The 12,990-nt window shown below is 60.1% G+C and carries 10 protein-coding genes and 2 pseudogenes; 8 read left to right on the top strand and 4 right to left on the bottom strand.

Translation table 11 applies throughout. From position 1 onward, the window contains the following. Nucleotides 1–25: 25 nt before the first annotated feature. Nucleotides 26–1,105 (bottom strand): nitronate monooxygenase, encoded by a 1,080-nt coding sequence (locus tag Q0C28_RS07745; protein ID WP_293574422.1) that lies wholly within the window; start codon nucleotides 1,103–1,105, stop codon nucleotides 26–28. Between the two features lie 98 nt (nucleotides 1,106–1,203). Then, nucleotides 1,204–1,632, bottom strand: a complete 429-nt coding sequence (locus Q0C28_RS07740; RefSeq protein ID WP_293574420.1) for a peptidylprolyl isomerase — start codon at nucleotides 1,630–1,632, stop codon at nucleotides 1,204–1,206. Between the two features lie 172 nt (nucleotides 1,633–1,804). Between Q0C28_RS07740 and Q0C28_RS07735 the strand changes: the two genes are divergently transcribed. The 8 genes from Q0C28_RS07735 (at nucleotide 1,805) to Q0C28_RS07700 (ending at nucleotide 10,546) form a co-directional block, all read left to right on the top strand. After that, nucleotides 1,805–2,491 carry a haloacid dehalogenase type II gene (locus tag Q0C28_RS07735; protein ID WP_293574418.1) on the top strand — a complete coding sequence of 229 codons (687 nt, stop codon included), beginning with the start codon at nucleotides 1,805–1,807 and terminating at the stop codon, nucleotides 2,489–2,491. Nucleotides 2,492–2,815: 324 nt separating this feature from the next. Further along, a complete protein-coding gene (locus Q0C28_RS07730) occupies nucleotides 2,816–3,790 on the top strand; it encodes a threonine/serine dehydratase (protein ID WP_293574416.1) in 975 nt (324 codons plus the stop codon). A gap of 46 nt (nucleotides 3,791–3,836) precedes the next feature. Further along, complete coding sequence (locus Q0C28_RS07725; RefSeq protein ID WP_293574414.1) at nucleotides 3,837–5,042, top strand: endonuclease/exonuclease/phosphatase family protein; 1,206 nt, start codon at nucleotides 3,837–3,839, stop codon at nucleotides 5,040–5,042. Between the two features lie 158 nt (nucleotides 5,043–5,200). Continuing rightward, on the top strand, nucleotides 5,201–5,992 hold the full coding sequence (gene pcaD / locus Q0C28_RS07720; RefSeq protein WP_293574412.1) for a 3-oxoadipate enol-lactonase: 792 nt from the start codon (nucleotides 5,201–5,203) through the stop codon (nucleotides 5,990–5,992). Nucleotide 5,993: 1 nt separating this feature from the next. Then, nucleotides 5,994–6,704, top strand: coding sequence for an alpha/beta hydrolase (locus tag Q0C28_RS07715; protein ID WP_366934226.1), 711 nt, complete (start codon nucleotides 5,994–5,996; stop codon nucleotides 6,702–6,704). Next, entirely contained in the window at nucleotides 6,704–8,044 is a 1,341-nt protein-coding gene (locus Q0C28_RS07710) for a lyase family protein (RefSeq protein ID WP_293574409.1), read from the top strand. Before Q0C28_RS07715 ends, Q0C28_RS07710 begins: the two co-directional genes overlap by 1 nt. Nucleotides 8,045–8,187: 143 nt before the next feature. Beyond that, entirely contained in the window at nucleotides 8,188–9,279 is a 1,092-nt protein-coding gene (locus Q0C28_RS07705; protein WP_293574407.1) for an alcohol dehydrogenase catalytic domain-containing protein, read from the top strand. A gap of 34 nt (nucleotides 9,280–9,313) precedes the next feature. Next, entirely contained in the window at nucleotides 9,314–10,546 is a 1,233-nt protein-coding gene (locus tag Q0C28_RS07700; RefSeq protein WP_293574405.1) for a mandelate racemase/muconate lactonizing enzyme family protein, read from the top strand. Nucleotides 10,547–10,582: 36 nt separating this feature from the next. Here Q0C28_RS07700 and Q0C28_RS07695 read toward each other — a convergent pair. After that, nucleotides 10,583–12,856 (bottom strand): annotated as a pseudogene (locus Q0C28_RS07695) (cyclic nucleotide-binding domain-containing protein); the annotation flags it as partial. Nucleotides 12,857–12,861: 5 nt separating this feature from the next. Further along, nucleotides 12,862–12,990: pseudogene (locus Q0C28_RS17745) on the bottom strand (IS630 family transposase); the annotation flags it as partial.

Here is a 12,990-nt window from a genome sequence, read left to right as displayed (position 1 = left end):
GCTTCCTCACCGTCTTGCGGCCTTTTTATTGCGATGCCACGGTCCGTTCTGCTGCCCGTTCCGCTGCCAGATCCGCGATCAGCTGATGCGCTGGAACCGCACGGGCGCGGGCAGCGCCAGAGCCTGCCCATTGCGCCCCAAATCCCGTGACCCCAGCCGATTTGGCCGCCGCATTCAACGCTTTGCCCACATCATAAGCCATTGGATAGTCTGGGACCGGCAGATCACTGTGCTGATCGGCCCATGCGGTGAAGCGATTTGTCAGACAACGCGCAGGGCGCCCGGAAATGGCCGGTGTCATCACGGTCGCGCCGCTACTGGCCAAGAGCGCAGCGCGATAGCCTTCATCCGCACTGCTTTCGGGACAGCCGACAAACGCGGTGCCCAGTTGCGCTGCAACAGCTCCCGCATCAAGTGACTGGCGAATATCTGCCCCTGTCATCAGCCCGCCTGCGGCAATGACCGGCAGATCCAGTGCCCCCACCAGCAGCCGTATCAGATCCAGCGTATCGAGCTGTTCATCCAGACCCTCAGGATCAAAAACACCACGATGCCCCCCAGCCTGCCAGCCTTGGGCAACAATTGCATCCAAGCCCGCAGCAGCGATCTGTTCCGCCTCGGCCAGGGAGGTGGCCGTCGCCACAAGGACAGCACCTGTGGCCTTTAGTCGATCAACAACCTGTTGTTCCGGAAGACCAAAATGGAAGCTCACCACTTTGGGCCGCGCCTCACACAACAGATCCTGCATCGCCGGATAAACACTGAAACTGGTGTAAATTTCGCGCAAACGCGTCGGCGCTGCCGATCCAAATCGCGCAAACTCTGGCGCGAGGGCCGCCAACCATCCCTGTTGCGTTTCGGTGTTGGCAACGGCGGGGCGATGGCAGAACACATTCACATTGAAAGGACGCGGCGTCAGGGCGCGGGTCTGCGCCATCATCCGGCCAGCCACCTCAACCGACGCCGCGCCGATGCCAATCGCGCCCAGCGCCCCTGCATTGCTGACGGCGGCCGCCATTTCAGGGGTGCTGACCCCGGCCATAGGCGCCTGGAAAATAGGCACATCCAGGCCAAGTTGCTCGATAATCGAAGTTCCGCGCGTCACCAAGAGGTCTCCTGTCACAACCACCAAACCGTGACAGAAGACCAAGTATCAACAGGCAACGCAACGGTTGCCTGCGACAAAACTTAGTTCAGCAAAATTCAGTTCACAGACACAAGTTCGATATCAAAGATCAGATCCTTGCCCGCCAGCGGGTGATTGGCGTCCAGGGTCACGGTTGCGTCTGTCACCTCAACCACGGTGACGGGAAGAACCTCGCCAGTGGGCGCCTGCATTTGCAGCTGGGTGCCAATCTCCAGCGGAATATCGTCTGGAATGCCCTCGCGCGGAATGCTCTGACGTGCCTCATCATGGCTCGGCCCATAGGCCTGATCTGCGGGGATGTTCAGGGTTTTCTTCTCTCCAACCGACATGCCAAGCAGCCCAGCATCCATGCCTTCGATGACCTGTCCGGCACCAACAGCGAACTCCAACGGGTCGCGCCCTTCGGAGCTGTCGAACACGCTGCCGTCTGTCAGCGTGCCTGTGTAGTGGATGCGTACGGTGTCACCGTTTTTTACCTCGGTCATGGGACCTCCAGTTGGATATGTGAATTCAAGGTGGCGCACCCTAACGGACCTGACACCAGTGTAAACCCGAACCTCCCGCGCCGTCTGGATTGCTTGCACCGCAAAATAAGGTGGCCTACCGGGATCCTTTGCGCCTAGGCTGAGGAACGTCAGTCAAGCGGAGCGCGGACCTATGGCAATCACCACCTGTATTTTTGATGCCTATGGCACTTTGTTTGATGTGACCGCAGCGGCGCGGCAAGCAGCTCAGGAACCCGAATTCCCGCATCTGGTCGACAATTGGGCCACCCTTGCAAATCACTGGCGGCTCAAACAGTTGCAGTACACATGGCTGCGAGCCATCACCAAAACACATGCTGATTTCTGGCAGGTGACGCAGGATGGGCTCGACTGGGCCATGGAGGCAACAGGGCTGAGCGGTGATCCAACATTGCGCCAACGCCTTTTGGATCTTTACTGGCAACTGCAAGCCTACGAAGAGGTGCCGCGGATGCTGGAGAGCCTCAAAGCCGCAGGGCTGAATACAGCGATCCTATCAAACGGATCACCAGATATGCTGGCAGGCGCCGTGAGATCTGCGGGCCTTTCCGAGACCTTGGACGACATCCTGTCGGTTGAAACGGTGGGCATCTTCAAACCCGATTCGCGGGTCTATGATCTGGTTGGTCAGCGATTTGGCTGCCGCAACGAAGAGGTTCTGTTTGTTTCGTCCAACGGATGGGACGCAGCCGGGGCCAGCGGATATGGCTTTGTGACCGCTTGGGCCAATCGCGCAGGCGAACCTGTCGACCGGCTGCCGTGGACACCGCAGCACATTCTATCTGATCTGCAGGCCATACCAGAGCTGGTGAAGGGCTGACACAAACCGCGCCACGTGCCGAACCTGCAGGTTACCGCGACTTTACAGGGTCACACATATGAACACCGGTTTTGCGCAACGCGCGCCCACAGCTCGCTGGCGCAACAGGGCAGAACCTGCGGTATAGTGCAAAGGTGTGAACACAGGGAAGAGCCATGCCATATCGACCCCCCCAGTCTCGTTACACACAGTCTAGATACCACCTGTCTCAACACCACTGTCACCGGGCATAAGCGGCTGTGACACAACAAAACAACACCAAGGTTGCGGCCCGAACAACGTCCACGGCACCAACCTGACTGCATCCATAGTGGAAGGAAACGAATGAGCACTCTTTCAGCAATTCACGCCGCCGCGGATCGTTTGCAAGGGAAAGCGCGCAGGACACCGTTGCTGTCCTCTCCCTTCCTGGATGACATCGCCGGACGTCCGCTGTTTGTGAAAGCAGAATGTCTGCAACATACCGGGTCATTCAAATTTCGTGGTGGATGGGCGGCACTGTCTGCGCTCACCCCGGCGCAGCGCGCCCAGGGTGTTCTGGCCTACTCAAGCGGCAATCATGCCCAGGGGATTGCTGCAGCCGCAGCCGCCCATGACACGCCTGCCGTCATCGTGATGCCCTCCGATGCCCCGCAGATCAAAATCAACAACACCCGCGCGCTCGGAGCGGAGGTTGTGCTCTATGACCGCGGCAGCGAGGACCGCGACCAGATCGGGGCAGATCTCGCGATGTCCCGTGGCCTCACCTTGGTGAAACCCTTTGACGATCATGAGGTGATCGCCGGTCAGGGCACCGTCGGGCTGGAGATCGCGGAACAAGCCCGCTCACTGGGCGTTGACGCAGCCGATGTGCTGGTCTGCTGCGGTGGGGGCGGTCTCACTGCGGGTATCGCCCTGGCGCTGGAAGGCGAAAACCCGGCCATGGTTGTGCGCCCCTGCGAACCGGAGGGGTTTGATGATGTCACCCGGTCGTTGGCCAACGGGCACATCTGTCGGAATGACAAAACCACCGGCTCCCTCTGTGATGCGATCCTGACACCGCAGCCCGGCGATATCACTTTTCCTATTCTGCAGCGTCTCTGTGGCCCCGGACTGGTGATCAGCGAAGACGACGCCCTGCGGGCGATGGCACTGGCTTTCAATCGGCTGAAGATCGTGCTGGAACCGGGCGGCGCCGCGGCGCTGGCGGCTGCGCTGTTTCATGGCGATGCACTCACGGCGCCAACGGCGATTGCGGTCGCAACCGGTGGCAATGTGGACCCCGCGCTCTTTGCCAAGGCACTGGACAAATTCGGCTAGCGACCACCGTCCCACCAACTTTTCTTTTCGGAAGGATCCTGGGCCCATGACTGATTTCACCATAGCCTCATTCAACGTGAAGAACCTGATTGGCCCCGATCAGGAGTTCTATCCGTTTCAAAGCTACACGCCGGAAGAGTTTGCCTGGAAATCCGATTGGATGGCCGATCAACTGCTGACGCTGAATGCGGATATCGTGGGCTTTCAGGAAATCTTCGAGGAGGCCGCACTTGCGAAAATCATCGCGGAAACGGACCGTCGCGGTCGTGCCGCTAACGAGGCCAATCTGCCGGATAGGTCCAAGCGCTATCACCGCAAGGCGATTTTTCGCAAACTGGCCTACGCACCCTATGACGATGCAGCACTTGCGTTTGCGGCCAATGTCAGCGATCGCGCCGAACCCGGCAAGCGTCGTCCCGGGCTTGCCATCCTGTCGCGCTTCGGCTTTGCCGAACCGGTCGAGATCATCCAGGATCTGCCGCATCCGGTCGATATCCCGATGGCGTGTCTCACCGGCGAAGCAGATGCTGGCCACTACACGTTGCGCAGGCTGTCTCGCCCGATCATGAAAGCCCGCATTCCGGTGAAGGATCACGTGATCAGCGTGTTCAATTGCCACCTGAAATCCAAGCTCGGAGAATTTGTTGTGCCGCAAGGGGCCCAGTTTGCCCCTGAAACGGTGCTCACCGCCTATGATCCTGGCGGGCGGGCCCTTGGGGCTCTGCGCGCTGCCCTGCGCCGAATGGCGGAAGCCTGGGTCCTGCGGCGGGAGATCCTCAACGAACTGGACCTGGGCCGCCCTGTCGTGGTGCTTGGTGATTTCAACGACGGAGAACATGCTGTCAGTTCTGAAATCATCTCCGGCGAAACGCCATTTCGAAACTACGCATGGATGCTGCGCCACAACGCCAAAACATCGTCAGACCGCTACAGCGACCAAGAGGACCAAGCCATCCGGGAAGCCATCGACAGTGTTCGGCTCCGATCCGCCGAAAAGATGTTCCTGCAGAAATCGCTGCGCGATGTGGTCTACACCACCGCGTTTGGGGGCGTGCATGAGAGCATTGATCAGATCTACATGTCCCGGCACTTTGACGCGACCTGGGACAATTCCATCGCTCAGATGGACTATTTCAGCGTCTTCAATGATCACCTGACAGATGGCAGCCACCCTGAAGCGCCTTATAACAAACTGGCCTCTGATCACGGTCAGATCATGGCCCATATGCGGCTGCACGATCATCAGCGCTGACCGCTCCGCAACAGGCCAGCAACAGGCACAGGCAGGGGCACAGACGCAGACAGAAACACAGGCGCAGACGCAGGCACAAACACAGGCCACGCCGGGGCGTTGCTTTACCTGCCAACAACAGCAAGCTAGAGATCGCCCGATCATTACCGGAGGACACCATGCAAATTGCCGATCTAGGGGCTGTGCAACTGAACTACCGTGAAGACGGCTCCCCGAGCGGGCGGCCGGTGGTGTTTGCCAACTCGTTGGGCAGTGATCTGCATATCTGGGATGAGGTCGTGGCCCGTCTGCCGCAATCTCTGCGCATCATTCGATACGATCTGCGTGGGCATGGGCGCTCCTCGATCCCCCCTGCCCCGTATTCCATGGGTGCCTTGATCCGCGATGCCGAAGCCCTGTTGGATCTGCTTGAGGTACGCGACTGTGTCTTTGTCGGGCTGTCCATCGGCGGCATGATTGCCCAGGGTCTCGCGGTCAAGCGACTGGATCTGATGCGGGGACTGGTCCTGTCGAACACGGCTGCAAAAATCGGCACGCCGGACACATGGCACAAACGCATCGACGCCGTGCGCCGCGGCGGTATCGATCAGATCGCGGAGGATGTGCTTGGCCGCTGGTTCACGCCCGCGTTTCGCAAGACCGAGGCCTGTGCGGTCTGGGCCGATATGCTGACGCGCCAATCCAGCGAGGGGTACACCGGCTGCTGTGCGGCCATCGCCGGCACCGATTTCTACACCCCAACCAGCGGTCTGCGCCTGCCCACGTTGGGCATTGCCGGATCTGATGATGGCTCCACGCCAGCAGATCTTGTGCGCGAGACCACTAATCTTATCCCTGGCTCTAAATTCGAGCTCATCCGCCGGTCGGGCCATTTGCCCTGTGTCGAACAGCCTGAGCGGTTCAGCGCGCTTTTGAAAGCGTTTCTAAAGGAGATCGGCCACCTTGACTGATGTGCTTTTGGTTCATGGCTCCTGCCACGGCGCCTGGTGTTGGCGGGATTTGGTTCCTGCCCTAGCGGCACAGGGCGTGAGCGCGGAAACCGTTGATCTGCTGGGTCACGGGGCCACTCAAACCGCCCAGACGGATCTCTCACAAATCACCTTGCAGGACACGGCTGCAGCCCTGCGTGCAGCCGTTGGCGAAAAAACAATCGTACTGGGACACTCCTGGGGCGGCTACCCGATCTCCGCCGCTGCAGACTTGGGCGTTCCCATGCGCGGTTTGATTTATCTCTGCGCCTATGTGCCAAAACCCGGCAAGTCGATGATCGACATGCGCAAGGATGGGCCGCGCCAGACCCTGACCGGCAAGACCGTCAAATCCGCCGATGGTGCCAGCTACCGTTTTGACACCGAACATGCGGCAGATCTGCTGTTCCACGATTGCCCTGCTGAGGTCGCTGACTACGGCGTGCCCAGGCTTTGTGCACAGGCGATCCGACCGCAGGACACCGTTCTGGAGCTTGGCACGCAATGGGCCAACACGCCCAAAGCCTACATTCAATGCACGCAGGACCGGGTCATTCCGCTTGAGTATCAGGCACAGATGGTGGCTGACTGGCCCGAAAACTCTGTGCATGCGCTGCACAGTTCTCACTCTCCGTTTTTCTCGCAGCCCGCGCGGCTTGCAGAGAAAATCGCTCAGATCATGGAAGACATGTGATGGCCGCATCGCTTTTTGACAGCGCCCTTTACGCTGACTTGTTTCCCACCGGCGATGTCGCCCGCCTCTTTTCTGACAGCGCCGAGATCCGGGCCATGCTGCTGGTTGAGGGCGCTTTGGCAAAGGCCCAAGGAGCGCGGGGCGATATACCCGCCGACAGCGCCGCAGCCATCGGACGGGCTGTTATGGAGGTCGCGCTGGACCCCGGCGCGTTGCGGCGCGAAACCGGCCAGAACGGCGTCGTTGTGCCTGCGCTTCTGAACGCCCTGCGCGAGGAGATGAACGCGCCAGAACACGCCCAATATGTTCACTGGGGCGCCACCTCACAGGACATCATCGATACTGCTCTGATGTTGCGCCTACGCCAGGCACTTGGCGCAATCGAAGGCGATGTGGCCTCCACCCTGACACGGCTGCAACACCTGGCTGAGGATCATGCAGACCTGCCCATGGCAGGGCGCACCTACGGCCAGATCGCCACTCCGACCAGCTTTGGCGCCGTGGTGGCGGCCTGGGGCTACCCGCTTCTGGCGCTGTTGCAGGAGCTGCCAGACCTGCGTCGCGACAATCTTTGGGTGTCTCTGTCGGGGGCTGCAGGCACGGCCAGTGCTCTTGGACGGGACGCGGCCGGTTTGCGGGCAGATCTGGCCGCGGGGCTTGCTCTTGGTGATCCGGGACGAAACTGGCACGGCGATCGCACACCCATTTTGCGGATCGCGGATTGGCTGACACGGCTCACCACGGCCTATGCGAAGTTGGGCGAAGACGTGATTGCGTTGCGCCAATCCGGCATTGCGGAGCTGGACCTCGCCGCACCTGGTGCATCGTCCACCATGCCGCAAAAGCAAAACCCAATTGCAGCGTCCGTTCTGGTGGCCCTTGCGCCGCAGGCCGCGGCGCAGATGACGGCTCTTCACGCCAGCGCCAGCCCCCAACATCAACGGGACGGCGCCCATTGGTTTGGCGAATGGCTGGCACTGCCACAGCTGGTGGCCTGTGCAGCCTCGGCGGCACGAACCGGGCAAGCACTGGTGGCACAGATCACACCCAACCCCGAACAGATGTCCGCAGCGCTCGGGCAGAATGGCGGTGGTGTTTTTGCCGAGGCGCTGAGCTTTGCGCTATGCCAGTCGATGCGCCGTCCAGAGGCACAGGCTGCGGTCAAAAACCTTTGCAAAACCGCGCAGGCCACGGGCGAAAGCCTGCACAGCCTGGCGAGCCAAACCTATCCGGATCTGCCCCTGGCCGACGTCTTTGCCGCTGAAGCACAGTTGGGACAGGCCCCGCAAGAAGCACGCGCCTTTGCCACCGCTTGCGCCGACCATCTGAACCCCGACTGATCGCCGGTTTGTGCCTTTCCGACAACCCTTGGCTCGGGAAGGCCACATTCCCATTTTCCTCCTTGCGACAGACCATCAGAGCGGTCCACCCTTGCGAAAAAGGCAGATCAAAAAGATAGGCCGAAAAGACAGGAGGGCTGCAGGTGCAAAAGATCAAAGCTGCCGTGTGTCACGCGTTTGGCGCACCCTTGGTGATCGAGGATATCCTGATCGCTCCGCCATCTCAGGGTGAGGTCGAAGTCACGCTGGACGCGGTCGCCATCTGCCACAGCGATATCTCCTATGCCGAAGGCGCCTGGGGTGGTTTTCTGCCTGCGGTCTACGGACATGAAGCGGCCGGTCGGATCACAGCCGTCGGCCCCGGCGTTTCCGGGTTTGCGCCTGGGGACAGTGTTGTTGTCACCCTGATCCGATCCTGCGGAACCTGCCCAAGCTGCGCGGGCGGTGCGCCCACGCTGTGCCTGACGCCATATGATGGCAGCCAGGGTCCGTTGCAGATGCCCGATGGCTCTGCCTTGATGCAGGCCATGGCTTGCGGTGCTTTTGCCGAACGTGTGGTTGTGGACCAGCGTCAGATTGTCAAAATTCCCGATACACTGGCCAAAGAGACCGCAGCGCTGCTGTCTTGCGGGGTGATCACCGGCGTTGGGGCAGCCGTCAACGCAGCGCAATTGCGGCCTGGGCAAGATGTCGTGGTCATCGGCGCAGGTGGTGTCGGGTTGAATGCCATCCAAGGCGCGCGCATCGCCGGTGCGCGGCGCATCGTTGCAGTGGATATGAGCGAAGACAAATTGGATATCGCGCGGGAATTTGGTGCCACCGACGGGGTCTTGGCCACCCTCAAATCCCCGTGGAAGGCCTGCTTTAAGGCTCTTGGCGGCAAGGGGGCCGAGGCGGTTCTGGTCACAGTAGGTGCCATTCCAGCCTACGAACAGGCAACACGCTATATGGGCGTTGGTGGTCGCGTGATCATGATCGGCATGCCCCACTCCGGGGACAAGGCCAGCTATGAACCCGTCATCATGGCAGCCATCGGTCAGGGCATGATCGGCTCAAAAATGGGCGATGTTGTCATCCAGCGTGATATCCCATGGATGATCGATCTTTATGACCAAGGCCGCTTGAAACTGGATGAATTGATCTCGGGACGTTGGCGTTTCGATCAGATCAATGAGGCCATCGCAGACACCAAATCCGGCGCTGCACGGCGCAATGTGATCCTGTTTGATCACTGACATCTTCGGCTTCGAACCAAACGGACAGACCACTATGAAACTGCAAGATCTCGATATCATTGTGACGGCGCCCCCTGCCCCCGGTTGGGGTGGGCGGTATTGGATCCTTGTCAAGGTCACCACCGACACCGGCATCACCGGCTGGGGAGAGTGTTACGCCGCAAGCGTTGGACCCGACGCCATGCGCCAGGTGATTTCGGATGTGTTTGAGCGGCACATGCAAGGTTGCTCTCCCGAGAATATCGAATGGATGTTCCGCCGTGTCTATTCCTCCGGCTTCACGCAGCGCCCTGATCTGACAGTGATGGGAGCTTTCAGCGGTTTGGAAATGGCCTGCTGGGATATCGTCGGGAAAGATCGCGACCGTCCCGTTCACGCCCTGATCGGGGGGCGGATGAACGAACGCCTGCGTGCTTACACCTATCTCTATCCCCAGCCGGGACAGGACATCGACCGTTTTTGGACCTCGCCAGACATGGCCGCCGAGGCCGCCAGCGCGATGGCCGAAAAAGGCTATACAGCCGTAAAATTCGACCCAGCCGGGCCCTATACCATGCGCGGTGGCCATATGCCTGCCCAGTCCGACATTTCACAGTCGATGGCGTTCTGCAGCGCCATCCGTGAGAGCGTCGGCGACAAGGCGGATCTGTTGTTTGGCACCCATGGGCAATTCACCCCCGCCGGGGCCATTCGTCTGGGACAGGCTTTGGAACCCTATAGCCCGCTGTGGTTCGAAGAGCCGACGCCCCCCGATCTGGTGGACGATATGGCCAAGGTCGCGGCACAGGTCCGCATCCCCATCGCAACGGGTGAACGGCTGACCACAAAGGCCGAGTTTGCCGCTGTGCTGCGCGCCGGTGCGGCAGAGATCCTGCAACCAGCGCTCGGCCGGTCCGGCGGGATCTGGGAGACCAAGAAGATCGCTGCCATCGCCGAAGTCTTTGGCGCGCAGATGGCCCCGCATCTTTATGCAGGCCCGGTCGAATGGGCCGCGAATATCCAGTTTGCGGCCTCGATCCCAAATCTGTTGATGATCGAAACCATCGAAACCCCATTCCACAGAGATCTGATCAAGGGCAGCATCACGGTGGACGAGGGTTTTGTCGTGCCATCCGATCGCCCGGGCCTTGGCATCGATGTGGACGAAGATCTGGCTCGCGCCCATCCTTTTGACGGGGATGATTTGCACCTCAACATGCAGGATGCACCGTGCAACTACGCAGAGGGCAATGCCTTTCTTGGTGGCGCCCCACCGCTGACGAAGTGATCCGCACGGCGCCAGCTGTCAGACAATCTGCAGGCGTCAGTTGGAGACGTATCCAGCGACGACCTGCAACAGTTTGAAGGCGGTGGCCGCGTCGTTTTCAACAACGGCGAGGAATTCCTCCTCCCCGATCCGCAGACAGGTCAGATCCGTGATAGCCGTCATGGTCAGCGAACGGGGCTCTTTGCGGATCAGGCCCAATTCACCGACCAGCCGCCCTGGCCCGACCTGTGCCACCAAACGGTCCTCGCCACCATTTTGTGGCAAGTAAAGGCCTGCTTCCCCTTCCAGCACCATATAGGCACCGTCGCTGGCTTCATCATCTTTGAGGAACACGCTGTCGCCTGCTTTGGCAGAATACCAACGAGCACCAAAGGCCAGCAGGCGCATCTGTCGGCGGTTCAGCCCCGAGAACAGCTCGGTCTGCTCCAAGGCACGCAGCTTGCGGGCCAAATCTGCGCTCCCTGCGCCATCGCTGCTGGACTGGGCTGTGGGCAAATCACTGACCAACCGCCCTTGGCGCAGCTCATAGTAGCTGTCGAAGGCATCAAGCGTGTCGAAGCTCGGACCGAGATAGACCAACGTGGTGTTCGGCAGCAGGATGCGCAGGTTTTTATGCACCGCAATGCGGGTTTCCAGATCGTAACTCGCCATCGCGCTGTCGAGGATCAGAATATCGGGCCGCTTGATCGATGCACGGGAGAAAGCCAGCGATTCTGCAAAACTGGTGGCCAGCCCCTGACCGCCCAATGCAATCGGCAGATCAAAGATCAGCTCCACCACCAGGTCGCGGACGCCGTTGTCAACCAGCACCTCTGACACCAGTTTTTGAATGTCTTCAGAGCGGGCACCGGCTGCATCCGATATCTTCCCGAAGAGCGCGTTTTCCAAAACCGTCAGCCCCGGGGCGAACCGATCCTTCGCGAGGGGTTCAAACACATCGCCAATCGTGTCCATCAGCTGCTGTGAGTGGCTCTTGCGGAAGGCCAAAATGCGTTGGGCGATCTCATCACTGAAGGCCGCGCCAATCTGTTCTGCCGAAATGCTAAAGGGCACAATCAGCAAACGCGCCAGATCCGGATTGCTGAAACCCGCTGAGGTTTCCGCCGGAGAGCGTTCGATGAGTGCCAGCGCGCCTTCGTAGGCTGAGGTTTCCAACCCAAGCTTGCGGAACAGCGGATGATCGGTGCCGTCGATGCCAAAAATCTGGCGCAGCATCTCAACCACATCCCGGCTCAACGCGACAAGATCCTTGTCCAACTCCAGATCGCGCAGTTGGTCGAGAAAATCATCCTGCTCGTTCAGGATCTCTTCGCTGATGCGTTCGGGCGTTGTGGCATACAGCAGGTTTTCCGCCACGGGCAGGGCGGGATTGTAGCGGCTCGGATCCAGCTCGTGCACATATTGGGCCAGATCGGCCTCGATCAGTTTGCTTTGCACGAGGGGGCGCAGTTCAACCAGACGGCGGGCCAGCGTCGCATGGCGCTGACCATCGAACCGCTGTTCAACGCCACGACGGAACAAAGCGGTTTCAGACCCGATGCCTGCAACCAGACGCAGCCACCAATCACGCAGTTCGGTTTCGCTGGAGAACCCAGCGAGCGTGGGATCCAGCCAGGCTGCATCCAATGGGTCGGGGCTGTTGCCTGCGCGTTGGGCCACCTCGTAGCGTTTGCGATTTGTGGCCTTGCCGAGCGGGCGCTGACGGATCGGCATCATCACATTGTCGCCAAAAGAGCCCTGAAACAGCACAGGCCGCGACGTGGCATGACCGATGCGGGCTGCAATCTCTGCCTGATGGATGTCGCGCATATTCTGTCCGCCCACCGAAATCGCCCCTGCCGACGGCAGCAGCTCCCGCGTGAGAAGCCCCGCAAGGGCACGGCGGTCTTCCTCTGACGGGGCGGCAACTGCAATCACTTTGCCCGCGGGGAAGCTGGCGTTCAGATCCTCCAGGATGAGGTTGCCATCAGCGTCGCGGACATTCACGTTCTGCAGCTGAATATCGCCGTCCAAACGCGACAGAACCGCGGGCGCGCCGGTCATCAGCTTTTCGCTGACCATGCCCTGCGGCGCGAACCGTTCCAGGATCACCTCCCAACGCAGAGCCATGTCCTGGGTCTGATTGTAATAGGCCAGCAGTTCTTTCCAGGGCGAGGCCAGATCCTTGTAAGCGGCCAGCGCTGCCACCAAAGCGCCCAACGAAACCTTGCCCTCAAGGACGAGATACCCGCCGACGGCATAGAACAGAAATGGCGTCAGCTGGGTGATGAAGTTGTTTAGAAACTTCATGAAGAATTTCTTTTGGTATACCGCACTCACCCCAAAACCCGAAATTTTTCGTGTGTTATGACCCTGAAGTTGTCTGAGACCTGATCTCGGAATGTTTTCCACTCTTTGGGGATGGTTTCGCGGAAGAATCTCAGGATCGCATCGGCGAATTGCTT

Origin of the sequence: Phaeobacter sp. (assembly GCF_022825805.1) — a bacterium.
Classification (GTDB): domain Bacteria; phylum Pseudomonadota; class Alphaproteobacteria; order Rhodobacterales; family Rhodobacteraceae; genus Phaeobacter.
Note: the sequence above shows the minus strand (reverse complement) of the source record. Positions and strands in the feature narration are given on the sequence as shown.